This window comes from Bombella sp. ESL0385 (assembly GCF_009725755.1).
In the GTDB taxonomy this organism is placed as follows: Bacteria; Pseudomonadota; Alphaproteobacteria; order Acetobacterales; family Acetobacteraceae; genus Bombella; species Bombella pollinis.
Map to the genome: position 1 here is coordinate 1 of NZ_WNIJ01000005.1, position 23,480 is coordinate 23,480.

General features: G+C 53.6%; 19 protein-coding genes and 3 tRNA genes. 6 read left to right on the forward strand and 16 right to left on the reverse strand.

Annotated features, from left to right (window positions below):
- Positions 1 to 324 precede the first annotated feature (324 nt).
- The 6 genes from atpC to GM557_RS08545 form a co-directional block, all read right to left on the reverse strand.
- Positions 325 to 756, reverse strand: a complete 432-nt coding sequence (gene atpC, locus GM557_RS08520) for an ATP synthase F1 subunit epsilon (RefSeq protein WP_155573928.1) — start codon at positions 754 to 756, stop codon at positions 325 to 327.
- 3 nt (positions 757 to 759) lie between these two features.
- On the reverse strand, positions 760 to 2,223 hold the full coding sequence (atpD, locus tag GM557_RS08525; protein ID WP_155573929.1) for a F0F1 ATP synthase subunit beta: 1,464 nt from the start codon (positions 2,221 to 2,223) through the stop codon (positions 760 to 762).
- A gap of 22 nt (positions 2,224 to 2,245) precedes the next feature.
- Positions 2,246 to 3,145 (reverse strand): F0F1 ATP synthase subunit gamma, encoded by a 900-nt coding sequence (locus GM557_RS08530; protein WP_155573930.1) that lies wholly within the window; start codon positions 3,143 to 3,145, stop codon positions 2,246 to 2,248.
- 11 nt (positions 3,146 to 3,156) lie between these two features.
- A complete protein-coding gene (atpA, locus tag GM557_RS08535; RefSeq protein WP_155573931.1) occupies positions 3,157 to 4,695 on the reverse strand; it encodes a F0F1 ATP synthase subunit alpha in 1,539 nt (512 codons plus the stop codon).
- Positions 4,695 to 5,270 carry an ATP synthase F1 subunit delta gene (gene atpH / locus GM557_RS08540; protein WP_266137929.1) on the reverse strand — a complete coding sequence of 192 codons (576 nt, stop codon included), beginning with the start codon at positions 5,268 to 5,270 and terminating at the stop codon, positions 4,695 to 4,697. Before atpH ends, atpA begins: the two co-directional genes overlap by 1 nt.
- A 494-nt stretch (positions 5,271 to 5,764) precedes the next feature.
- Positions 5,765 to 5,839, reverse strand: a tRNA-Gly gene (locus GM557_RS08545).
- Positions 5,840 to 6,034: 195 nt separating this feature from the next.
- On the opposite strand from GM557_RS08545, the gene GM557_RS08550 reads away from it, so the two are divergent.
- From GM557_RS08550 to nusG, 3 genes are all read left to right on the forward strand, one after another.
- A tRNA-Trp gene (locus GM557_RS08550) sits at positions 6,035 to 6,111 on the forward strand.
- Between the two features lie 71 nt (positions 6,112 to 6,182).
- Positions 6,183 to 6,437 carry a preprotein translocase subunit SecE gene (secE, locus tag GM557_RS08555; protein WP_155573974.1) on the forward strand — a complete coding sequence of 85 codons (255 nt, stop codon included), beginning with the start codon at positions 6,183 to 6,185 and terminating at the stop codon, positions 6,435 to 6,437.
- Between the two features lie 9 nt (positions 6,438 to 6,446).
- Positions 6,447 to 6,980 (forward strand): transcription termination/antitermination protein NusG, encoded by a 534-nt coding sequence (gene nusG / locus GM557_RS08560; protein WP_155573932.1) that lies wholly within the window; start codon positions 6,447 to 6,449, stop codon positions 6,978 to 6,980.
- Positions 6,981 to 7,134: 154 nt separating this feature from the next.
- Here nusG and GM557_RS08565 read toward each other — a convergent pair whose 3' ends face one another.
- The 3 genes from GM557_RS08565 to GM557_RS08575 are packed head-to-tail and all read right to left on the reverse strand — an operon-like array spanning position 7,135 to position 10,862.
- Complete coding sequence (locus tag GM557_RS08565; protein ID WP_155573933.1) at positions 7,135 to 7,794, reverse strand: membrane integrity-associated transporter subunit PqiC; 660 nt, start codon at positions 7,792 to 7,794, stop codon at positions 7,135 to 7,137.
- 3 nt (positions 7,795 to 7,797) lie between these two features.
- A complete protein-coding gene (locus GM557_RS08570; protein ID WP_266137931.1) occupies positions 7,798 to 9,474 on the reverse strand; it encodes an MlaD family protein in 1,677 nt (558 codons plus the stop codon).
- Complete coding sequence (locus GM557_RS08575) at positions 9,471 to 10,862, reverse strand: paraquat-inducible protein A (RefSeq protein WP_230873214.1); 1,392 nt, start codon at positions 10,860 to 10,862, stop codon at positions 9,471 to 9,473. Before GM557_RS08575 ends, GM557_RS08570 begins: the two co-directional genes overlap by 4 nt.
- A 169-nt stretch (positions 10,863 to 11,031) precedes the next feature.
- Here GM557_RS08575 and GM557_RS08580 point away from each other — a divergent pair.
- Together GM557_RS08580 and GM557_RS08585 are read left to right on the forward strand one after the other, a co-directional pair.
- A tRNA-Thr gene (locus GM557_RS08580) sits at positions 11,032 to 11,106 on the forward strand.
- Between the two features lie 26 nt (positions 11,107 to 11,132).
- Positions 11,133 to 11,930, forward strand: a complete 798-nt coding sequence (locus tag GM557_RS08585; RefSeq protein WP_196424633.1) for a restriction endonuclease — start codon at positions 11,133 to 11,135, stop codon at positions 11,928 to 11,930.
- 62 nt (positions 11,931 to 11,992) lie between these two features.
- Here GM557_RS08585 and ahpF read toward each other — a convergent pair whose 3' ends face one another.
- Both ahpF and ahpC read right to left on the reverse strand, forming a co-directional pair.
- Positions 11,993 to 13,561: an alkyl hydroperoxide reductase subunit F gene (gene ahpF / locus GM557_RS08590; protein WP_155573935.1), complete on the reverse strand. Its 1,569-nt coding sequence runs from the start codon at positions 13,559 to 13,561 to the stop codon at positions 11,993 to 11,995.
- Between the two features lie 141 nt (positions 13,562 to 13,702).
- Positions 13,703 to 14,275, reverse strand: coding sequence for an alkyl hydroperoxide reductase subunit C (gene ahpC, locus GM557_RS08595; RefSeq protein WP_099027534.1), 573 nt, complete (start codon positions 14,273 to 14,275; stop codon positions 13,703 to 13,705).
- A 230-nt stretch (positions 14,276 to 14,505) separates the two neighbouring features.
- Here ahpC and GM557_RS08600 point away from each other — a divergent pair, with 230 nt between their 5' ends.
- Positions 14,506 to 15,456: a hydrogen peroxide-inducible genes activator gene (locus tag GM557_RS08600; protein WP_155573936.1), complete on the forward strand. Its 951-nt coding sequence runs from the start codon at positions 14,506 to 14,508 to the stop codon at positions 15,454 to 15,456.
- Positions 15,457 to 15,607: 151 nt separating this feature from the next.
- Here GM557_RS08600 and putA read toward each other — a convergent pair whose 3' ends face one another.
- The 5 genes from putA to GM557_RS08625 all read right to left on the reverse strand — a co-directional run bounded on the left by putA (position 15,608) and on the right by GM557_RS08625 (position 23,289).
- The gene (gene putA, locus GM557_RS08605; protein ID WP_155573937.1) at positions 15,608 to 19,243 is read right to left on the reverse strand and encodes a bifunctional proline dehydrogenase/L-glutamate gamma-semialdehyde dehydrogenase PutA; all 3,636 of its coding nucleotides are present in this window, start codon (positions 19,241 to 19,243) and stop codon (positions 15,608 to 15,610) included.
- A gap of 275 nt (positions 19,244 to 19,518) precedes the next feature.
- The gene (gene mnmA, locus GM557_RS08610; protein WP_155573938.1) at positions 19,519 to 20,595 is read right to left on the reverse strand and encodes a tRNA 2-thiouridine(34) synthase MnmA; all 1,077 of its coding nucleotides are present in this window, start codon (positions 20,593 to 20,595) and stop codon (positions 19,519 to 19,521) included.
- 10 nt (positions 20,596 to 20,605) lie between these two features.
- Positions 20,606 to 20,920 (reverse strand): ferredoxin family 2Fe-2S iron-sulfur cluster binding protein, encoded by a 315-nt coding sequence (locus tag GM557_RS08615; protein WP_099027482.1) that lies wholly within the window; start codon positions 20,918 to 20,920, stop codon positions 20,606 to 20,608.
- A 36-nt stretch (positions 20,921 to 20,956) separates the two neighbouring features.
- A complete protein-coding gene (locus GM557_RS08620; RefSeq protein ID WP_155573939.1) occupies positions 20,957 to 22,111 on the reverse strand; it encodes a cysteine desulfurase family protein in 1,155 nt (384 codons plus the stop codon).
- Positions 22,108 to 23,289, reverse strand: a complete 1,182-nt coding sequence (locus GM557_RS08625; RefSeq protein WP_155573940.1) for a cysteine desulfurase family protein — start codon at positions 23,287 to 23,289, stop codon at positions 22,108 to 22,110. Before GM557_RS08625 ends, GM557_RS08620 begins: the two co-directional genes overlap by 4 nt.
- Positions 23,290 to 23,480 lie beyond the last annotated feature (191 nt).

The window sequence follows — 23,480 nt, forward strand, 5'->3', positions numbered from 1 at the left end:
ATCCCTTCCAGTCTCTACTTATTAACCAATATTCAATTCTCAATGACCACCCAAACAACCCCAGAACTCCCGCCCCAGCGCCGCCGGTAGAGCGCCTTATACCCACACCACAAAACCCACGCAACCCGATTCCTTAAACTTTCTCAAAGTTTCTTCACATAACCTTCAAAAAACGCAGAAAACAGCCAATTATTAAAAAATCACTCCCCCTCACAAATCACCCAATGCCATTCCTAAAAACAAAATCCCTGTGAGCCTGAACATAAAAAAAAGCCGCCTCCTTCACAGGAGACGGCATTCTCTTAAATCATGCACTCTCTAAGCTTAAAGAGCCATGAGGTCATGTTGTTGGACTTTTTGAGCCACTTCAATCTCAGCACGGACAATCTGAATCTGGCGACTCAAGCTCTCGCGAAGCTCGATTTCATCAGGCCCAACGCTTGTCCATTGGCTTTTTAGCTCATTAAGCGTCTGACGAGCATCATCAATGGAGAGGTCCTCCAAAGCGCGCACCGAATCGGCGAGAATCGTGCAGTGGTCTGCTGTCATATCGACAAAACCACCCCCAACGAAGCAACGCTCCAGAACCTTGCCATCCTGATACAAGGTGACAACCCCACCGCGGAGCTGCAACATCAATGGGGCGCGGCCTGGCATGGCCGCAATGTCCCCCTCAGTCCCCGGAACAACCACCATATCGACCTCACGGTCGGTATAGCGTTTCTCCGGACTCACAATCTCGGTGCGAAGCGGCATGGATCAACCCTCCTGCTTCATCTTCTCGGCTTTAAGCTTAGCTTCCTCGATGGAACCAACCATGTAGAAGGCACCTTCTGGCAAATCGTCACACTCACCATTCACAACAGCCTTAAAGGACCGCACTGTATCTTCCAGAGCGACCAGCTTCCCCGGAGAGCCCGTAAAGACCTCAGCAACATGGAAGGGCTGAGACAAGAAACGCTGGATACGCCGTGCGCGACCAACGATAAGCTTATCTTCTTCAGAAAGCTCATCCATACCCAAAATTGCAATAATATCTTGCAATTCTTTGTAGTTCTGAAGCGTGCTTTGCACAGCGCGTGCGACTTCGTAATGCTCTTCCCCCACAATCTTAGGATCCAAAGAGCGAGAGGTGGAATCCAGAGGATCAACAGCTGGATAAATCCCCATCTCAGCGATGGAACGGTTAAGCACCGTTGTTGCATCCAAGTGGGCGAAGGTCGCGGCAGGAGCCGGGTCAGTCAAGTCATCCGCAGGGACGTACACAGCCTGAACGGACGTAATGGATCCCTTCTTTGTAGAGGTAATGCGCTCCTGCAATGCGCCCATCTCTGTTGCCAAGGTAGGCTGATACCCCACGGCGGAAGGAATACGCCCTAACAGAGCAGACACCTCAGAACCGGCCTGTGTGAAACGGAAGATATTATCCACGAAGAAGAGAACATCTTGCCCTTCCACATCACGGAAATATTCCGCGACAGAAAGGCCCGTCAAAGCAACGCGCGCACGGGCACCGGGTGGCTCATTCATCTGCCCATAGACAAGGGCCACTTTGGAGCCGCCATCACCGCCATTTTTATCAAGCTTGATAACGCCTGCACCCTGCATCTCGTAATACAGGTCGTTCCCTTCACGCGTGCGCTCACCCACACCGGCGAACACAGACACACCACCATGCGCCTTAGCAATGTTATTGATAAGCTCCTGAATAATAACGGTCTTACCAACACCAGCACCACCGAAAAGGCCAATCTTACCACCCTTCAGATAAGGGCAGAGAAGATCGATCACTTTAATCCCCGTTACGAGAATCTCCGTATTGGCGGCTTGCTCCTCAAAAGATGGGGCAGGACGATGAATCGGAAAGCGTTGGTCCGTCTTAACCGGGCCGCGCTCATCGACAGGCTCACCAACAACGTTCAGGATACGGCCTAATGTTGCTGGCCCAACAGGAACAGTAATCTGCTCCCCTGTATCGGTTACCTCTGCCCCGCGGGTGAGACCATCGGTCCCCTCCATAGCGATACAGCGAACTTGATGCTCACCAATTTCCTGCGCGACTTCCAGAATAATGGTTTGGTCACCATTCTTCACATGAAGTGCATTCAGAATATGGGGTAGCTTGTCCGTAAACTGAACATCCACCACAGGTCCACGAATCTGGGTGATCCGTCCGACACCTACGCCGGCATGGTCAGCAGAGCGGTTGATTCCCTCAGACATCAGATTTCTCTCCTGCATGATCTCAGACGGCTTCCGCGCCGGAAATAATTTCGATCAGCTCATTAGTAATGTTGGCCTGCCGCGTACGGTTATATGTAAGTGACAGACGCTCGATAGCCTTGCTCGCATTACGGCTAGCATTATCCATAGCCGTCATACGAGCCCCTTGCTCGCCAGCGGCACTCTCTAAAAGTCCAGAATAGAACTGTACTTCCAGATTGCGCGGTAGAAGCTGCGCAAGCAACCCGTGGCCATCAGGCTCAAACTCATAAATGGCACCATCCTCCCGCTTATTAGCGGCGGCACCATCATTTTCCACCACGGGAAGCGGAACGAGACCAAGCTTCTCCGCATCTTGTGTCATCGCATTCACAAAGCGATTCCGCATGAGTGCGCAGGCGTCAATCTCCCCAGCCTCGACCATCTCCGTAACCTTGTTGGCCAATTTCTGAGCCAAGGCATAGGCCGTTTTTTGAGTGCTGGCATCGTTATGAAGCGACTCTACAATGAGGTCGGGGTAGTAACGCTGAAAAACATCCGTCCCCTTACGCCCGACTGTGAGCAAACGCACTGTGCGCCCCTCAGCTTGCAAAGCTGCAATCTCCTGCCGGGCGAGACGGATGATATTGGCATTAAAGCCACCCGCCAAACCACGATCGGACGTCACAACCACGAGGAGATGCACATTATCCTTACCTGTCCCCGCTAGTAGCGGAGGCAGAGTAGAGGGGTCCATCCCCTGAGAGGCCGCGGCTAACTCACCCATCATACGCCGCATTGTATCGGCATAAGGGCGGGCTGCTTCGGTTTGATTCTGGACGCGCCTCAATTTCGAGGCGGCGACCATTTTCATTGCGCTGGTAATCTTCCGGGTTGATTTAACCCCGGCAATCCTCCCGCGCAGTTCCTTCATTGAAGCCATGACCTAAATCCTCAGGCCGTAAACCGTTTGCCGAAAGCGTCTAGCAAGGACTTCAACGCGCCCTCGCTCTCCGGTGTGAGCTGCTTCTCTGTATGAATCTTCTCCAAGAGGTCCTTACCGCTACGGCGGACTTCCTCCAGAAGGGAAGCCTCATAAGAAGTCACTTGGTTCACGGCAACAGAGTCCAAATAACCATGCGTACCAGCGTACAACACCACCACTTGCTCAGCAGCGGAGAGTGGCGCAGTTTCTGGCTGTTTGAGCAGCTCCACCAATCGGGCACCACGGTCTAGCTGACGGCGCGTAGCAGGGTCGAGGTCAGAAGCAAACTGAGCAAAAGAGGCCATCTCACGATACTGAGCTAGCTCTAGCTTGATGCTCCCAGCAACCTGCTTCATCGCCTTAATTTGCGCTGCCGATCCCACACGGGACACGGACCCACCAACATTCACAGCAGGACGAATCCCTTTATAGAACAGGTCTGTCTCCAAGAAGATCTGCCCATCGGTGATGGAAATCACATTGGTAGGAATGTAAGCAGATGTATCACCGGCTTGCGTCTCAATCACCGGCAGACCTGTCATGGAACCGCCACCGCATTTATCGGACATCTTGGCGGAACGCTCCAAAAGGCGGGAATGGAGATAGAACACATCCCCGGGGAACGCCTCACGCCCCGGCGGACGGCGCAGAAGCAAGGACATTTGACGATAAGCAACAGCCTGCTTGGAAAGGTCATCATAGCAAAGCAGGGAGTGCATGCCATTATCGCGGAAATACTCACCCATAGCCGAGGCAGAATAAGGGGCGAGATACTGCATTGGTGCGGCATCGGAGGCTGTCGCGGCCACAACGATGGAGTATTCCATCGCCCCGGCTTCTGTCAGCTTACGCACGAGGTTTGCCACTGTGGAACGCTTCTGCCCGATAGCAACATAAATACAATAGAGCGTCTTTTTAGGGTCACCCTCGGAGTTTACAGCTTTCTGAGCGATGATTGTATCAACCAGAATGGCGGTTTTACCTGTCTGGCGGTCACCAATCACAAGCTCACGCTGGCCACGCCCGATAGGCACAAGCGCATCAATGGCTTTAATCCCTGTCTGCATAGGCTCGCTAACAGACTGACGAGGCATAATGCCTGGGGCGCGGACATCAGCGCGGCGATATTCAATATCATCCTTAATGGGGCCACGACCATCAATCGGGTTCCCCAACGCATCCACAACACGCCCTAGAAGCCCCTTACCAACGGGGACCTCCACCACTTTACCCGTCCGCAGGACGGTATCACCCTCGCTGATGTCATCGCCATCACCAAAAACAACGACACCCACGCTATCATTCTCAAGGTTGAGGGCCATGCCGCGCACGCCACTCCCCTCAAACTCAACCATCTCACCGGCCTGCACATTGGTCAGACCATAGACACGAGCAATACCATCCCCAATGGAGAGAACGGTACCCGTCTCTGACACGGCTTCAGGCTGATCGAAAGACGCGATTTGCTGCTTGAGGATTTCTGAAATCTCGGCGGGACGGATATCCATCACGCGGCTCCCTTCATGGCGTTCTGCAGACGGGCCAGACGCCCGGCGATCGATGTATCAAAAAGAACAGAACCAACACGCACCGTCATACCCCCTAAAAGGGATTGATCGACACGCTCGGTTATAGCGACATTGTTATAGCCAGCCTGCTGGAGACCGGCGCGAAGAGCTTCGCGTTGGCCATCATCCAGAGGTTGTGCTGTCGTTACTTCTACGGGTACTTCTCCGCGCTGTTGTGCGTCTAAGAGAAGAACGGCGTAGAGAATCTCATCTAAGCCCGCAAGACGGCGTTGCCGTGCGATAAAACCGACAAAGCGGCGTACCGCGTCCCCCAACCCTAAAGCTGAGACAAGGGCCTTCACCACACCTTCTGCCTGCCTAAGGTCAAGCCGAGGGTCAGCCAACGCGATACGGAGATCCTCACATTGAGCAATTGCATCACGCAATAAGCCCACCTGCTTCAGGACATCCGCTGTATCTTGTCTGCTGTCCGAGAGATAATCCTCAAAGGCCTTTGCATAACGCTGCGCCACTTCTCCGGGCGTTCTGACCTGCTTATCCTGTGCAACCGTCACGGGCTCATTCCGTCTTCATGAGGTTCTGCTTGTTGGCCAGTTTCCCAGCCCCCTGACCGGTACGCCCCAAGACGATGCCATACGATATGACCCCTCCTAGAACCGGAACCCGGTCAGCGTTTCGTTCATAACCACTAACACGGCCTTTACCGCCAACGCAACTACGCGCCCTACCCCGCTATGCCCCCTCATGAAGGGGTAAGATACCCTCTAGGACACAGCGATTTACCCCCTCTTTATCGCCTCATCTTATGAGAGAAAAAATCTATCCTTTTAAGGGAACGCAAAAAGGCAATACGGCCTAACAACCCCCTGAAATAAAGCTGTTATTGCAACAATAAGGCCTGCGTACAACCCAGAAGGAAAAGCGTAGATAAATAGGAAAACAGCCCCCCTCAAAACCCTGCTGAGAGAAGGCCATATCATCTTGCTGCAAAAGCTGCCCTTGCACAGGAAGCATAGCGGCACTGAATTTATAGTTTATGAGGAAATGCTGGAGCGGGCGAAGGGAATCGAACCCTCATCAGAAGCTTGGAAGGCTACTGCATTAGCCATTATGCTACGCCCGCTCGATGCGCTGGGGCTTATAGCTCATCCCGCTTCTTCTATGCAAGAGATTCTCCCATAAGAAGGAAATAATAAAGTTTTTCTATTTTCATGCTAATTTTCATGGAGATAGCTCTTGACTTTATAGCGTTCTCGTTATCTTTTCCTGCCCATCATCCAACCGCATGGAAGGATGGTTAAGGTCGATTCGACCCTGAAGGGGTGTAGCTCAATTGGCTAGAGCGCCGGTCTCCAAAACCGGAGGTTGCGGGTTCGAGACCCTCCACCCCTGCCACGTCATACCCTGCCTGAACCGCTTGCCTTACAATGAGGCAAGCTGTGATGGCCGCAGTCGATTTGAGGATAATGGTGTCGGTCACAAAGCCGAAAGGCACTTCGCCGAAAAGGCCCCCGGCCCAGAAAGGCCAAGGATTCAGCCTTCGCAGATATTTTGCAGATGTTCGTGCCGAGGCCAAACGTGTAACATGGCCCACACGGCGCAACACTATTGTGACGACGGGTGCCGTGTTGGCAATGGTCGTTGCGACCTGCATTTTCTTCTTTATCGTGGACCAAGTGATTGGTCTGGGAATCAGTAAAATCTTGGGTATCGGAGGCTAAAGAAACATCATGGCAAAGCGTTGGTATGTTGTGCATGTTTATTCAGGCTTCGAGAAAAAGATTGCCGAGCATATCCGTGAGCAAGCCGATAAAAAGGGCTTGAGTGACCAGTTTGAGGAGGTTCTTGTACCTTCTGAGGAGGTTACGGAGGTGCGCCGTGGGCGCAAGGTGAATGCGGAACGGAAGTTCTTCCCCGGCTATGTGCTGGTGAAAATGGAGCTGACGGACCAAGCGTGGCATCTCGTCAAGAACACGCCCAAAGTAACGGGCTTCTTGGGGACGCGTAATAATCAGCCAACGCCGATTAGCAATGCAGAAGCTAAGCGCATCCTCCAGCAGGCACAGGAAGGTGTGGAACGTCCACGCTCCAGCCTCAGCTTTGAAATTGGTGAACAAGTCCGCGTCTCTGATGGGCCTTTCACCTCCTTCAATGGCAGTGTTGAAGATATTGATACAGAGAATCAACGCTTGAAGGTGAGCGTCTCCATCTTTGGACGCTCCACCCCAGTTGATCTTGATTATAATCAGGTTGAGAAGCTCTAAGAAAGCTTACCCGTCTTTCTTCTCATTATAAAAGCCACCTGCACTTTCTCCTAAAGGGCGGTGGCTTTTTTATTAAGCTATCTACCTAAAACCCTCTACGAATCGAGATGATTCATAGAGGGTTCATCACATACCAAGCTAGATCTGTTAGTTTTTACCGTGTGGAAGGCGGCAAGCTAGATAACAGCTGGATCGTTTGGTCTGACAGTGCCCCTAGCCCTTCTGCCAATCGAGCTACCAACGCAGTCTGCCCTCCCATTACAGGTTGAGACGATACCCATTGCACTGGGACCGCACGCGCCTCTGCCGGTGATGCCCCTACGCGATGCGCTGACAACACGCCTTTAATAATAGCATGGTTTGCATCATCTTCCTCAAACCGGGAGAGGCTTAACTCCACAAAGGCTCCTGGCCCTACCGCTACCGATTCATTTTGTGAAAACACGATATGACCCGGCAAGCGTTGGCGCAGATTCGCAACTAACGTATGGCCTATCATCTCATTAAGCGGCTCGCTCCATGCGGCACCGGGGATGATGTGGTCCTGCGCGTTGCGTGTTACTTGCACAATGCCATCTTTATCCAGCCGCGCCGTTACTGATGGCGTCCGCACCTCAACCACTTGCGGCACTGTCATCCCCACAAGGGAGGGTGCAACCACCCCCTCCTGAGGGGCCAGCACATAATAGGCGGTTGGCCCACTACTACATGCGGTAAGCATAACACCACTTCCCACGCAGACCGCACCGAGGAGGGCCAAACGCCCCCCCTTCTTACGCAAAAAGAGCGAGGGGATATGAGAAAACTTCATCATAAATCAATGCTTCCGGCCAACGATAAGGGACGAAGGATGACGGTCCAGATAATCTGCTAGCATCTGGAAGGAATGGGACATCCGCGTCAGTTGTACAATAAGGGCCTCAATATTTCGGCGGGCATCTGTATCCCCTCCATAAGCCCCAAGCAGGGTCTTTGCTTGGCCCAAAGCCCCATTGAGATTCTCCATAATCGCAGGGAGATTCTGGTCTGCATGGCTCAGCAAATGATTCAACGACTCTAAAGAGGCCCGCAAAGCTGTAAGAGAGCGCGCCGTATCAGGGCTACTGATTCGCTCATCACTATGGGCTAAGAGGTCGCTCAAATGCTCGCCTATTTGCGTCAGCGGCATGGCAGAAATCTTATTCGTAATCGTGGAGACAGACTGAAGGATACCATCCATACCACCCGGTTCGCTGGGGATAACAGCCACTCCCCCTTCAAAAGAGAGAGTGGCAGGCTTCCCGGCGGCCTCATGAACAAAAGTGAAGGCAATCATCGATTCCCCTGTCAGGAAGCTGACATTCTGGACCGAAGCCCGCATCCCTTCTGCAACAAAATCGCCCAATAATTGGGACATATTCTTCGGGTCGCCATCGCTTTCCCCAACAACACGTTCGGGTTCTAACTGCATCTCAACACGCACGCGAGGATTATGGGATTTATTACCCAGCTCCAGATGGACACCTGTTACTTGGCCAATTTGCAGGCCAAACATGGTGACCTTGCTCCCTTCTGTTAGCCCACCAACGGCTGCATCAACATAAGTAACTACCCGTACACGGTGCCGATACCGGGCATTATCAGCGTCATCCTGCGTCTCATAAAGATGAAACACGGAATTAGACGCCGCTACAGGTGTATCCTCATCCTGCACTTTATCAGGCCGCCCAAAGGCAACACCGCCAGACAGCAACGCTTGAATGGATTGCAAACGAATCTTCAACCCACCGGGGCCAAAACCAATCTGCATCCCAGAGACATTCCAAAAACGGCTATCGGTCCGCAAATAACGGTCATACGGGGCTTTAACAAACACGCGCAACAGCAAGGGACCTTCACCCCCGGGAGGTACAGTATATCCCAGCACCTCACCTACCTGCATATCACGGTAGAAGATAGGCGCACCCGGCCCAAGAGAGTCCAGCTTGGAGGAGACCAACCAATACATGCTCCCCGGCTGATCAGACCGCACACCTGGAGGGTTCTTCAACCCCTGAAAATGGCTTTGATACCGCCCCCCTTTTGGATCGCCGGGGTCCATCGCAATATAAGCCCCGGAAAAGAGCGTATCCAACCCAGTAATGCTCGTCCCATTAATACGCGGGCTTACAACCCAAAAGCGCGTATGCTCATTTAACGCGCGGGAATCGATACCGCTCATTTGGACGGTAACATCAGCATGGGTCATGTCTGGGCTTAGCGTGACAGACTGCACAACCCCCAAGGTGACGGCCTTGTTTTTCACCTGTGTTTGGCCGGGGATAATGCCATCAGCGGCATCAAAGGAAATAACAATACGCGGGCCCATCGTGGCAAAATGCTGCCATGCCAACCAACCTGATATGCCCAACGCAATGACAGGAATAATCCAAAGAACGGAAAAGCGGGCTGGGCGGGTCTCCCCGGCTACATCACGCCAATGGCCCGGATGTTTCTTATGCTGCTCGTCACTCACGCTTTTTCGGGCTCCATATCCTGTAATGCCGGTTTATCGCTTTCCCCTTTTTGCGAGGCGCGATCAAACGATTCTTGATTATACCCTGCGGCATCCCACATGCAGCGTGGGTCATACAAATCCGCTGCGAAAATAGTTAATACCACCACCATGGCAAAAAAGACCACACCGGGCTCGGCCTCAACACTTGCCATAATGCCAAAGCGCACAACAGCCGCCAAAATGGAAATCATGAACACATCAATCATCGACCAACGGCCAATAACAACAACGAGTTTATAAAGCCGGGTAAGTCGCCTCAGCCCTGCAAGGCTCGCCTTCCCACGATATTGGCAGATAATCATCAAGCCCAGCAGGACAATCTTTAAAACGGGCACGGTGATACTCGCAAATAAGACAAGTAAGGCTAGAAAATAAAGGTCGGATTGCCAAAGCTGTATCACGCCAGAGATAATTGTGCTGGGATGGCCGTGGCCCATCCTGATAAAGGCCATAACAGGCAATAAATTAGCGGGAATGTAAAAAATTAACGCTGCCAATAAAAATGACAAAGCAGCGCGTAATCCGTTGCGCTTCCGCCGCCGTAATATCTGCCCACAACGAGGGCAATCTCCCATATCGCGCTCATCATCCACAACATGCCGTGCTACAAAGCTCATACCGCACGCATGGCAGGAGAGCATATGCTTCTCCGGTGGGATGATGCGGTTTTCTATCTGATACACACCTAATTTACGCCGCTGCTGGACAGAGCGATGATGCCAGATCATCTCTACATCGAATGTAGAATCCATCGCCGCCATCAACAGCATCAATCCGCCCAGCAAAAACACCCCCGGCTGGAGTGTAACAAGAGCGAGGTCCACCAATTTGGTATAAGCCACCAAAACCCCAATAACGAAGACCTCTATCATGGACCATGGGCGTAACCGCTCATACCATGCCATAAGCGGGCGCACCCATAAGGGCATCTCACGGCGTGACGCTCCGTATAAAATCACCGCCATAAGACATAGAACAATGCCAGGCATCAGCACGCTTGCAAGCAATACTAGAATACTAATTCCACCAAAGCCTTGTCGGGCCAGCTCCATCGGGCCGCGATAAAGCGATACCGTGCTCTCCCGCCCATAGACATTGATCGTCAAAAGCGGGCTGACCAATAACACAATGTACAGAGCCAAAGAGGCAAGGCAGAAAATTAACGGCCCGCCAATCTCATCAGTTTTACGGCGGCGGGCCATTGTCTCCCCACACCGTGCACAAGTCAGCACATGACCGGGCTTTAACGGTGGAAAATGCTGAAACAGGCCACAGCCAGCACATTCATGCACGCCTTCCACAATTTTAAGATGTGGCTGCTCGCTCTCCTGCCGTGTGAAACTCAAGGACCCGCCTTGGATCCACAACCCCTTATGAAAATGGTCTTTTCTAAGCATCATCTTCTCATGCTCTGTTGCGCGCCTCTCTGCAAGCCTCCTTCGCCCTCTTAACAAGAAATAATTTTACCCATACCATTGCCCCCCTTTGTAATTTTTTGTATAGGCTCGACCGGACGCCGACATAGCTCAGGGGTAGAGCAACTGATTCGTAATCAGTAGGTCCTCGGTTCAATTCCGAGTGTCGGCACCATGTTCCTTATAGGAGCAACGCGCTATATGATTGCGACCGTGCCGTCATTTTTGCCCGGACACGCTATCGCCATCCTCCCAGCAGATTTTGGGCTAGTCTGCTTCTTCGCTATCCTCTTTTTGCAATATCGCCGTTACGTCAAACGCAAGCGCAAAGCATGGCTTGTGTTATGCCGCCTGATTGTCCAACACCAAAATACGCTCGCACAACGCCGCCAGACATGTTTGACGAAGGATCATTACGGTATCATCCATAAAAAACGTTGGAATACGGAGCTGGACTATTTTTGCCGCGCTATTTTATGTCCGGCTTTAAACCAGCAGACACTCGGGCAATTTTGGCCTATCCTCCAAAAGCCTATCATGCGGCGTATTCATCGGGTTACAAAAACTCTCCTCAAACGCCAACAAAACGCCCTTAGCCAACTCCAAGATAGCGCGTCAGACCTTCCCCCAGAACAGTTCACGACTGCTATGGACCCGCTAGATTATGAGCGTTTTTGTGCAGGGTTGCTCTGTAAAGCAGGCTGGAAAGCCGTAGCAACCCCACCGGGGAGTGACCAAGGGGTGGATATTCTTGCCGAGCAAGCGGGTATTCATTTTGTTGTTCAATGCAAGCTTTATACACGACCAGTCGGCAATAAGGCCGTGCAGGAGATTTTTACAGCACGCCAGCATCGTCATGCTCATTATGCTGCTGTGGTCTCTAATGCCGGTTACACACGCTCCGCTCGGCAATTAGCCCACGCAACGGGTGTGCATTTACTGCATCACAGCCAGCTTACAACCCTGAGTCTTGAGGACCTCCAGCCCGCCTTAGCCTAATACCAGACATAGAAAAGGCCGGCTCTTACACCGGCCTTTTCTCCCTTCAGAGCCGCTAAGCTTTAGGAGGCTGCTGGGACGCGGATCAAATGGTCAAAGGCGGAGAGAGCGGCTTTTGCCCCTTCACCCATAGCGATGATGATCTGCTTATAAGGCACCGTGGTCGCATCACCAGCGGCGAACACGCCGGGGATGGAGGTACGGCAGCGTTCATCAATGCCAATCTCACCGATGCGGGACATCTCGATGCTGCCACCTTTCAGCCAGTCTGTGTTCGGCAACAAGCCAATCTGCACAAAGATGCCGTCAACATCGATGCTATGCTCGCTATTATCCTTCACATCCTGCCAGCTTAGGCCCGTCATCTTACGGCCATCACCACGAATCTCGGTTGTGCGTGCATTCACCACAATATCGACATTCGGCAAGCTACGGAGCTTATTTTGCAGCACCTCATCGGCTGTTAAGACCGGGTCATATTGGAGCAGCGTCACACGGGAGACGATACCGGCGAGGTCAATAGCCGCTTCCACACCGCTATTACCACCGCCAGCCACAGCCACCGGACGTCCCTTAAAGAATGGGCCATCACAATGCGGGCAGTACGCCACACCGCGTGTACGATATTCTTCCTCGCCCGGTACGTTCAGCTGACGCCAGCGAGCACCCGTTGCCACAATGATGGTACGCGCCTTAAGATGCGCGCCGCTCTCCAGCACGATCTCATGCAGCCCACCTTCCTTCTCAGCAGGGATGAGCTTTGCTGCACGCTGCGCCGTAATGACACGGACATCATAGCTACGAACATGCTGCTCCAGATTCTTCGCCAGAGCGGGGCCTTCCGTCTCCGGTACAGAGATAAAGTTCTCAATCCCAGCTGTATCCATGACCTGACCACCAAAGCGTTCAGCCAGGATACCGGTCCGCACACCTTTACGCGCGGTATAAATCGCCGCAGCACAGCCTGCTGGGCCGGAGCCAATCACCAACGTATCAAACGGGGCTTCATCATTCAGCTTCTCAGAGGCTTTTGCAGCACCCTCTGTATCAATCTTAGCCAGAATCTCCGGCAGTTCCATCCGCCCGGTGGAGAAACGCTCCCCATTGAGGAAGACTTGCGGCACAGAGCGTACATCACGCTCATTCACCTCATCTTGGAACAACGCCCCATCAATAGCGGTATGATGGATGTTCGGGTTAATCACGCTCAGCGTATTGAGAGCCTGCACAACATCTGGGCAGTTATGGCAGGAAAGGGAAAAATAGGTCTCGAAGTGGAACTCACCCTTTAGAGCCTTAATCTGCGCAATCTGCTCAGCCTCAACTTTTGGGGGATGACCACCCACCTGTAGCAGAGCCAGCACCAGAGAGGTGAACTCATGCCCCATTGGGATACCGGCAAAACAGACCTGAACATCAGAATCCGCAGCACGAATCACAAAGGAAGGACGGCGAGAGTCCGTGCCATTATCTTGATAGGAAACTTTATCAGAAAGTTCGGAAATTTCTGTCAGAAACTCCTTCATCTCACGGGACTTGTCGCCCTCATCGAGGGAGGCAACAAGCACAATATTATGGCGCAGATGCTGGAGGTACCCTCTCAGCTGGCCTTTAAGATCATCGTTCAGCATGATTCTCTCCAGAAGCTCTGGTGCTCAAAAACACTCTGTTAAGGCCATAAGCCCTATGAAAAAGGAGGCGCGCCACAGCACAGCACGCCTCCCCAAAAAGGTGGGGAGAGGCCCCCACCAATATCCCTTAATAGGATGTGATCAGATCTTGCCGACTAGGTCCAAAGAAGGGTTCAGAGTAGCTGTATCGCCGCCCTCTTTCCACTTAGCAGGGCAGACCTCACCAGGGTGAGCTGCAACATACTGAGCGGCACGGATCTTATCGAGCAGCTCCGCAGCACTACGGCCTACGCCCTCGGAAGTGATCTCCATGTACTGGATCTTCCCTTCTGGGTCGATCAGGAAGGTCGCACGGTCAGCTGTGTGGCTACCATCAGCACGCAGAGCATCGAAGTTACGTGCAATATCACCAGAAGGATCGCCGATCATGGTGTACTGCACCTTCCCAATAGCTGGGGATGTGTCGTGCCATGCTTTATGTGTGAAGTGCTTATCGGTGGAGACACCGAAGATCTCTACACCCAGCTTCTGGAATGTAGCATAATTCTCAGCGAGGTCTTCCAGCTCTGTCGGACAAACAAAGGTGAAGTCAGCCGGATAGAAGAAGACGACAGACCATTTGCCGCGTAGGTCCGCATCGGAGACCTGAAGGAACTTACCATCACGGAAAGCCTGAGCGGTAAAAGGCTTAATTTCGGAACCAATAGCAGGCATGGAGACCTCCTCATTTACTAACAAAGTGTAAACTTCCACCGAACTTGTGGAGCCCCTCATGGGAGCAACCGAAGCGCGAGAAAGTCAAGCAAGTTTATTGGTACCCCACCCTAAGGGTAACGTCTAATTGAGAGTTATTATGAGTATAATTAAGAATCATTATCAATCTTTCATTCCTTTCCATCTTTCCCTCTTGGCTCTGCCTCCAACTCCGCTTATGGATAGACTCTATGTCCTACGTTCCTCTCTCCGGTTTGTCCCTACGGGACATCGAATATGTTGTCGCAGTTGATGATCTGCGTAATTTTTCCCGCGCGGCTGAGCGTTGTGGCGTCAGTCAGGCGGGGCTTTCTGAGCAAGTACGCAAGCTAGAGCAGCTTCTTAACGTTACTTTGTTCGAACGCTCCCGCCGGCATGTTGCCCCCACGCCAGAAGGTGAACGACTCATCGCCTTAGGGCGCGACGTCCTCGCTTCTGCTCGCAATCTGCTAGAAGTCGCTCGCGCTCATACGGGGCCGCTGGATGGCTTGCTGCATATCGGCGTTATCCCAACCTTAGGGCCTTATTATATTCCCGGCCTTCTCCCACGGTTGCGGCAAAAATACCCTCAGCTCGGTTTGCGGTTAAGCGAAAATACAACGCCAAACCTTGTTCAGCTTCTCCGCCAAGGTAGCCTTGATGTTGCCTTTATGGCACCAACCACCGCGACCGAATCGCTAGAGCATGCGCCGCTCTTTCAAGAGCCATTCTTAGCTGTGTTCCCAAAAGACCACGAGCTTGCCCATAAGAAGAATCTCTCCATCAATGACCTAGCACGCCCTGATTTGCTCTTGTTGGAGGATGGCCATTGCTTGCGTGACCAAGCTCTCTCCCTCTGCCCCAGCAATTTCCGCGCCCAAGACCAGCGTCTTGCAACTAGCTTGGAAATGTTATGGCACATGATTGGCGCAGGAGAAGGTTTCTCCCTCATACCGCGCCTTGCTCTTAATAATCGGCATGAGTTTGAGGGGCTTGTTACGATTCGTGAACTTAACGAGGCTGAAGCCCGGCGGACAATTAGCCTTGTCTGGCGTCCATCCGACCCACGAGCAACCTCCTTCCGTGAGTTAGCCAACTTCCTCCGCGTTGCCACGCCAGAAGGATGCCTCCCCCTGCCCAAAACAAAAATCCCTACCACCTAAAAGCAGAACAGGACATATCATCATAAAAAGGGGGGAAAGAGCCATGGCTTCTTCCCCCCTTTTTCTTATCCATACCCTGCATATAGCACGAAGAAGGCCGGGTGGATTATGATTCACCCGGCCTTCTTCATCTATAAAGCGGAAGCCCCTCTTAGCTCAGAGCCATCAGCTCCGCATTACCACCAGCAGCCGCCGTATTAACGCTCACTAGCTTCTCTTGCACCAAAGCTTCCGGCTGAAGGGTGGAGCCATCTGCCCAATAGACCAACGGTACAGGGGCATCAGGATTTTTAAGCTGGTCCGCCACAATCTGCCACAGCCCCTCATGCGCACTCTCAGCGAGAATGACAGAGCATGCCTCAACATCTTCTAACGAATCAGCAGGATGAATTGCCTCCCGTAGGACATCTGGCATGGTCTCCAACGTCTTAATCACCGCAGGAGCAGCAAGAGCGATGACCTCATTGCCACAGCTAATGGCATAGCTGATCATGCGCTTTAGGCCCTGCTCCGTCTCTGCCACAGCGAGGACGCGGCCCCGTGGCTCCAACGTGTAAGTATTGCTCTCCCCAACCGGGGATGGCAGCGCAAGCTTGCAGGAAAGCAAGCCATGATCCATCCAAGGTGTGACCTCATGAGCTAAATCACGATCATTCGTGCCCAGCCATAGCAACCATGAGCGTGCCATAGCCGGCATTGCCCCCGGTTGTGCGAGTGGCGTCCGTGGAGCATCTGCCAACTGGCGGCGCAAGGCCAACGGCCCCCCAGCCTTTGGCCCTGTGCCAGAGAGGCCATGCCCACCAAAGGGTTGCACACCCACAATCGCCCCAACAATATTGCGATTAACGTAGATATTCCCTGCTTCAACCCGCTCCACAAGGAAGTCAATGCGAGAGGCAACACGGCTATGCACACCAAAGGTGAGGCCATACCCCCCTGCATTGCTGCGTGTGATAAGGGCTTCTAGCTCATCACGTTTATAGCGTAGGACATGCAGCACAGGGCCGAAAATCTCCCCGCCAACATCAGCGATGGAACTCACCTCAATCAAGGTTGGTGGCACAAACGTCCCCCCTTGTGTTTCCTCCTCCACGGTTGGAGCTTGGAAGACAGGGTGATTCCGGCGGCGTAGAGCCTCGATGTGATCGTTAATCCCTTTGCGAGCGACCTCACTAATGACAGGCCCAACATCAGTTGGCAACTTGGCGGGAATCCCAATCCGTAACTCCTCCATCGCGCCTTTCAGCAAGGAGATGATACGATCCGCAGCATCTTCCTGCACGCATAGCACGCGCAGAGCCGAACAGCGTTGCCCCGCACTATCAAAAGCGGAGGAGACGATATCCTTCACCACCTGCTCTGGCAAAGCGGAGGAATCGACAATCATCGCATTCAACCCGCCAGTTTCCGCCACAAGTGGAACAGGCTGACCATTGCGGCCTAAACGGCCATTCAACTGACGTGCAATAATCTGCGCAACAATGGTAGAGCCCGTAAACATCACACCACCGATGCGCTGGTCTGCCACCATGGCCTCCCCGACATCCCCTTCACCGGGAAGGAACTGCACAACCTCCTCTGGTACACCTGCCTCATGCAGAAGCTTTACAGCTTCCATAGCAATCAATGGGGTTTCCTCAGCCGGTTTGGCGATGACGGTATTCCCCGCAGCCAAAGCAGCGGACACCTGACCAAGGAAGATCGCTAACGGGAAGTTCCACGGGCTAATGCACACCACAGTGCCTAGGGGGCGGTGCGTCTCATTATTAAACTCCCGCCGGACTGCCCCGCCATAATAACGCAAGAAGTCGATCGCCTCACGGACCTCAGCCACAGCATTGGGGTAGGACTTCCCTGCCTCACGCACGGCCAACCCCATATAGGCAATGTAGCGTTCCTCCAGCAAATCAGCAGCGCGCTCCAAAATCGCACCACGTTCCTCAGCTGGACGTGCGGCCCAGCCTGCAAAAGCTGCTTCTGCAACATCTACAGCGTGGCGAATATCCTCAGGCACCGCAAAGGTCACTTGGCCGACCTGATCCTTACGCTCCGCAGGGTTTGTAACGGGATGAACCGGACGCGTCGCCTCATCCAAACCGGGCACTAGCGGATAAGCCTCATACTGCTCTGGCAGGCTGTAAAGCACCTCGCCAAGATGGCTCAAAACAGGCTCATGGTTCAGGTCCATACCCTTAGAGTTTTGCCGCTCTGGCGCGAACATATCGAGCGGTTTTTTAATCTCAGGGTGAGGGGCTCCCACAGGGCTGTAAGAGCGCGTAACCTTAACAGGGTCCTCCACCAATTTTTCTAGCGGAATGTTGGGGTCACCAAGCAGATTGATGAAGGAGGAGTTCGCTCCGTTCTCCAATAGGCGGCGGACGAGATAGGCCAACAGCGTGTCATATGTCCCCACCGGGGCGTAAATCCGACAAGGCCGGTTGAGGTTCTTTGCCCCCACAACGCGCTCAAAAAGGGCCTCACCCATGCCATGCAGACATTGGAACTCAAATTGCCCCGGTTGGAAGTCCTGACCAGCCATTGCGTAAATCGTGGCCACTGTCCGCGCATTATGTGTCGCAAATTGTGGGAAAATCGCATCCATTGCCCCTAAGAGCTTACGCGCACATGCAATATAGCTAACATCCGTATGGCATTTACGCGTAAAGACGGGGAAGTCCGAAACACCATCAATTTGAGCCTTCTTCAGCTCGCTATCCCAATACGCCCCTTTTACGAGGCGAATCATCACACGGTGATGCGTCTCACGGCCAAGGGCGATGATGTAATCCAACACAGCTGAAGCGCGCCGCCCATAAGCCTGCACAACAAAGCCGATGCCATCCCAATCCGCCAACTCTGGGTCGCGGCACAAAGCTTCCAGAATATCGAGCGAAATATCCAGCCGTTCGCTTTCTTCAGCATCAATATTCAAGCCGATATTGTAATGCTTCGCCCGCACAGCGAGGGCTTTTACAGTTGGCAGCAGCTCCTCCAACACGCGCTCACGCTTTGCCCGCTCATAACGCGGATGCAGGGCAGAAAGCTTAATGGATAGGCCGGGACGCTCATAGACATTCTCACCCTTAGCCCGGCTACCGATAGCCTCCAACGCTGCATGGTAAGACGCCTGATACCGCTCGGCATCGGCATGGTCCAACGCAGCCTCACCCAACATATCGTAGGAATAGGTAAAGCCTTGCGCCTCACGCTTGCGGGAATCCTTCAATGCGCCTTCAATAGTCTGGCCGAGGACGAATTGCTGGCCCATCATCTGCATTGCAAATTGCACGGCCCGGCGGACAATCGGCTCCCCACGATCACGCAGCAGACGGTGAATCACGCCCATACGCCGCTTAGGCGCAACGAGACGGCCGGTAATGTCCAACCCCCATGAGGCTGCATTGATGATCAAGCCACGATCACGCCCCATATGAGAGAGCCAGTCCCCCACACCAACTTGGTCCCGAATCAACGCATCACGCGTGGCATAGTCTGGTGTACGCAGCAAAGCCTCGGCCATGCTCATCAGAGCCACACCCTCCGATGAGGCAAGGCTGAACTCTTGCACCAAGGTCTCAACAAGGCCTGGCTGGCGATGATCGCGCAGCGCACGCGCTAGAGAAAGCCCAACTTTGCTGGCGATTGCTTCCTCATCAACGCTCATCTCAGCGGCTGGAATCAAAGCCTCAACGCAGGCTTGCTCTGGGTACCGGATTTTCTCGGCAATGGCCTTCCGCAGAGCGGAACGTTCCGGTAATGAACCAAAATGACGTACAAAATAAGCCATACCAAACCCTCAAGCTGATAGCGTGATAATCACTTCCCGTTGTTGGTGGAGAAAGAACTTCTCTACCTCCAGCCAGACCATGAAACATAGGGGGTTGTCCATATCCAAAAGGAAGATTTGTGCAAAATATATTTTAAAATCGAAACATTCCTAAAGCGTGGCCCCCTCTAAGAGGCCAAATAACACCTTCAGAGCCCACTTTTGCGCCCCTCTTTCGCAAAAGCGACTCTTTTCCTCCCATAAAATCAATAAGATGTGATTCATATAGAGAGCGTTTAGGCGAGAATAAACCCACCACCCAGAACACGCTCCCCCTCATACATCACACATGCTTGCCCCGGTGCGGGCAAAGCGGGCTCTTCGAGCTGAACCTCTGCCCGATTCCCCTCTAAGGGGCGTATAAGGGCTTGACGCAACCCCTCACGCGCGCGTAGCTGCACTCCGCAGCGCACGCCGTCTGCTGGGGCATCAATCAGCCAATTCATATCCCTTAGCTGGACGATGCGGCGGCTCTCATCATGAATGACCTTCTGACGCGGGCCAACAATAATGCGGCGGGAAGGCACATCAATCGCCGTGACCATCTGACGTTCCCCCGTACCGGTATGAATATCCCCCAACCGGCGGCTCTGCCCCACAGTGTAACGCGCAATCCCCTCATGCTGGCCCAGCACATTGCCGTGCTCATCTACAATATCGCCCGGCCCACCAATCTCTGGTCGCATCTTCTCCACCAATGTGGCGTAAGAGCCATTCGTCACAAAGCAAATATCCTGACTATCGCGCTTTGTCGCCACATCCAGCCCTAGCTCCTCCGCTAAGGCACGGACATGAGCTTTATCGGGCATCTCACCAAGGGGGAAGCGGAGGAACTCCAACTGTTCCCGCGTTGTGGCAAAGAGAAACCAACTTTGGTCTCTATCCCGATCCACAGGGCGGTGCATCTCCACCCCAGTAGGGCCCTCAACCCGGCGGACATAATGGCCAGTCGCCATAGCCTCGCAGCCTAAATCCCGCGCCATTGTCAGGAGGTCCGTAAACTTAACGCCCTGATTACAAGCCACACAAGGGACAGGGGTTTCTCCCCGGGCGTAAGAATCGGCAAAACTCTCAATAACGCTATCGCGGAAGCGGCTCTCCGCATCAATAACGTAATGAGGAAAACCGATTTTCTCCGCCACTAAACGCGCATCCATAATGTCCCGCCCTGCACAGCAAGCCCCCGGCTTGGCGGGGCCGCTATGGTCGTAAAGCTGTAAGGTGGCCCCGATGACCTCGTGGCCTTGCTGCTTGAGCAACGCTGCCACAACAGAACTATCGACCCCACCAGACATAGCTACAAGGATGCGCATAACGCTTACCTTACCCCGCTTTGGGAAGATGAACGACAAGGCCATCCAGCTCATCTGTCATGATGATTTGGCAGCCAAGGCGCGATGTTTTCTCCAGCCCAAAGGCAAGGTCGAGCATATCTTCTTCATCATCGGTTGGGCTGGTGAGTTTATCGGCCCATGCTGGGTCCACGATAACATGGCATGTCGCACATGCTAGGGAGCCCTCACAGGCTCCTTCAAGGTCGATATTATGCTCATGGGCAATCTCCAAGACGGAGAGACCTGCCTGTGCCTCCACCTCATGGCGGCTACCATCACGCTCAACAAAAACCATCCGTGGCATAAACCCTCACTCCCTCTGAAATCCACGCAGGCGTGGTTAACCACCTGTTAAAACCTGCCTAAATTGAGCCACTGCGCGCTCCACGTCATCTGCTGAGGTAAAGCGTCCGACCGAAAGACGCAAGCTCCTGCGTGCTTCTCTATCGGTCAAGCCCATTGCCTGCAATACATAAGACGGCGCACCAGACGCTGCCGAACATGCTGAACCAGCCGAAAAAGCCAGCCCCGGCAGGGATTTCATCAAGTCTTGAGCCTCCGGCCCCTCAGGTAAGCAGCAATTCAGCACACCCGGCAGATGCGGAGCTTGGCCGCCATTAAGCCGCGCTGTTGGGCAAAGCCTCTGCATAGCCTGCCAAAGCTGGCCGCGCAATGCCATAAGGCGCGGCACCTCCTCCGGCTGGGCGGCTAGGGCAAGACGTGCAGCGACAGCCATCCCCACAATGAGCGGGACAGGCAATGTGCCAGAGCGCATACCACGCTCCTGCCCTCCACCAGAGATTAAAGGCAATAGCCGCACACGAGGCCGCCGCCTTATATATAACGCTCCGACCCCTTTAGGGCCGTATAGCTTATGGGCCGAGAATGAGGCGAGGTCGATCCCCTCTAAACTGCATGGCAATTTGCCGAACATCTGGGCCATATCAACATGCAACAACGTCCCTGCTTGCTTGATAAGCGGCATAAGCTGGGGGATGTCGTGGACGATACCTGTCTCGTTATTCGCTGCCATGAGGCTTACAAGCGCGGTTGGTGTTTTTAAGGCCTCGGCTAATCGGTTTGGCTCTACACGCCCATCAGGCCCTACGGGGAGGATAATAGGCTCAAACCCTTCATCTGCGAGGGAGCGCACAGCCTCCAACACGCATTTATGTTCCGTTGCGGCTGTAATAACACGCCGTCTTGTATCGCCCTGCGTCTTTAAGAACCGCACCGCCCCTTTTATGGCCAGATTATTGGATTCAGTCGCCCCCGAAGTCCATATCACCTCATGAGGACTCACCTGCAAAAGCTGCGCCATCTCTTGGCGGGCCTCCTCTACGGCCTCCTCCGCCGCACGGCCAAGCTGATGCACACTCCCAGCATTGCCAAAGGACGCCGTAAAATAAGGCAACATGGCCTCTATAACACGCGGGTCACAGGGGGTTGTCGCGAGGTAATCTAAATAGATAACCTCCTGCTTATCCGCCTTCATGACGTAGTACGATTATTTTGTAAGAGGCCACGCTCGGCAAATCGCTGCGCCATACGGCTATAAGCCTGCCCAAAGGCACGCACATGCTCTGCTTGCACATTCCATGGCAGAGAGATGCGAATCGCCTGCCCCGCGCCTTCGCCTTGCCCCATAGCCTCCAACACATGGGAGCGCGCCACTTTGCCGGATGAACAGGCCGAGCCAGCAGAGACGCAATAACCCTCGATATCCAAGGCCATAAGCTGCATCTGCGCCGCTACACCGGGTAGAAGGGCACTCACCGTATTCGGCAAGCGCGGGACGTCACGGCCCATAATGACCGCCCCTGCATGGCAGCAGATGGCCTCTAGCTCATCACGCAATATCTGCAGGCGACTCCATTCTTGCTGCTGGCTTTCCACCAACGCAGCGGCCATGCTGAGATGCGCTGCAAGGGCGGGGGTACCCCCGCGCCGTCCACGCTCTTGCCCCCCACCGGGAAGAAGGGGGGGTAAGGGCCGGTCCTCTGGCAGAAGAAGAGCCCCCGCCCCCATTACCCCACCCATCTTATGGGCAGATAAAGCAAGGCTCGCCCCTACTAACGCCCCTGACGCCACGGCTTGAGAGAAAGGGTCTGTCCCGCTCATCCGCCCCGCTGCTTGCACCGCATCAATATGCAAATGCGCTCCGTATTGGCGGCATAAAGCGGCAATATCCTCCAACGGTGCATACACACCCGTCTCATTATTCGCCGCCATAATACATACGAGCGCACCTGCCTCTGCTGCATGAGAGGCAAGCTGTGTTTCCAAAGCTGCACATTCTATGAGACCATTTTGATCCACCGGAATCACGCATGCCCCCGGCGCGGCTTTACGAATGGCGTCATGCTCGGTCGCACCGATGAGGATAGGCCGCCCTATCGCATGGCCAAAACCATGCACGGCAAGCGTATTCGCCTCTGTCCCACCGGAGGTGAACACAAAGCTATCCGCCTCTCGCCCAAAGGTCCCAGCAAGCTGTTTGCGTGCTTGCTCTAACATCACACGGGCCTTACGCCCTGCTGTATGCACAGAGGCAGGATTACCCAGCTGGGCAAGCCCCTCATTCAACGCCTGTTGGGCTATGGGGCGTAACGGCTCTGTCGCATTAGCATCCAAATAAAGCAGGTTGTGCTGTGAAGGCGGGGCATGAAGCATGGAGACTCCTCCTCTTTCTGCTGCCTCTGATAAACCTGACCCCTATAAAGAGACAAACATAATCTGATTTACTTTTTTGAAAAAACCGGCATGTGAGAGTCGATTTTACTAGAAATTAGTAAAGCAAAACCGATATACAACGCCGATATACCTCTCCCGGCTTGGTGTCCATCCATCTGCGAGGGGCGCAA

Bases quoted from the DNA above. Each gene is read 5' to 3' on its own strand.
- mnmA (WP_155573938.1), bottom strand. From the start codon at position 20,595: ATGCGCATCCTTGTAGCTATGTCTGGTGGGGTCGATAGTTCTGTTGTG.
- ahpC (WP_099027534.1), bottom strand. From the start codon at position 14,275: ATGCCTGCTATTGGTTCCGAAATTAAGCCTTTTACCGCTCAGGCTTTC.
- GM557_RS08620 (WP_155573939.1), bottom strand. From the start codon at position 22,111: ATGAAGGCGGATAAGCAGGAGGTTATCTATTTAGATTACCTCGCGACA.
- GM557_RS08585 (WP_196424633.1), top strand. From the start codon at position 11,133: ATGATTGCGACCGTGCCGTCATTTTTGCCCGGACACGCTATCGCCATC.
- secE (WP_155573974.1), top strand. From the start codon at position 6,183: ATGGTGTCGGTCACAAAGCCGAAAGGCACTTCGCCGAAAAGGCCCCCG.
- putA (WP_155573937.1), bottom strand. From the start codon at position 19,243: ATGGCTTATTTTGTACGTCATTTTGGTTCATTACCGGAACGTTCCGCT.
- GM557_RS08565 (WP_155573933.1), bottom strand. From the start codon at position 7,794: ATGATGAAGTTTTCTCATATCCCCTCGCTCTTTTTGCGTAAGAAGGGG.
- atpD (WP_155573929.1), bottom strand. From the start codon at position 2,223: ATGTCTGAGGGAATCAACCGCTCTGCTGACCATGCCGGCGTAGGTGTC.
- nusG (WP_155573932.1), top strand. From the start codon at position 6,447: ATGGCAAAGCGTTGGTATGTTGTGCATGTTTATTCAGGCTTCGAGAAA.
- GM557_RS08600 (WP_155573936.1), top strand. From the start codon at position 14,506: ATGTCCTACGTTCCTCTCTCCGGTTTGTCCCTACGGGACATCGAATAT.
- GM557_RS08625 (WP_155573940.1), bottom strand. From the start codon at position 23,289: ATGCTTCATGCCCCGCCTTCACAGCACAACCTGCTTTATTTGGATGCT.
- ahpF (WP_155573935.1), bottom strand. From the start codon at position 13,561: ATGCTGAACGATGATCTTAAAGGCCAGCTGAGAGGGTACCTCCAGCAT.
- atpC (WP_155573928.1), bottom strand. From the start codon at position 756: ATGCCGCTTCGCACCGAGATTGTGAGTCCGGAGAAACGCTATACCGAC.
- GM557_RS08530 (WP_155573930.1), bottom strand. From the start codon at position 3,145: ATGGCTTCAATGAAGGAACTGCGCGGGAGGATTGCCGGGGTTAAATCA.
- GM557_RS08615 (WP_099027482.1), bottom strand. From the start codon at position 20,920: ATGCCACGGATGGTTTTTGTTGAGCGTGATGGTAGCCGCCATGAGGTG.
- atpA (WP_155573931.1), bottom strand. From the start codon at position 4,695: ATGGATATCCGTCCCGCCGAGATTTCAGAAATCCTCAAGCAGCAAATC.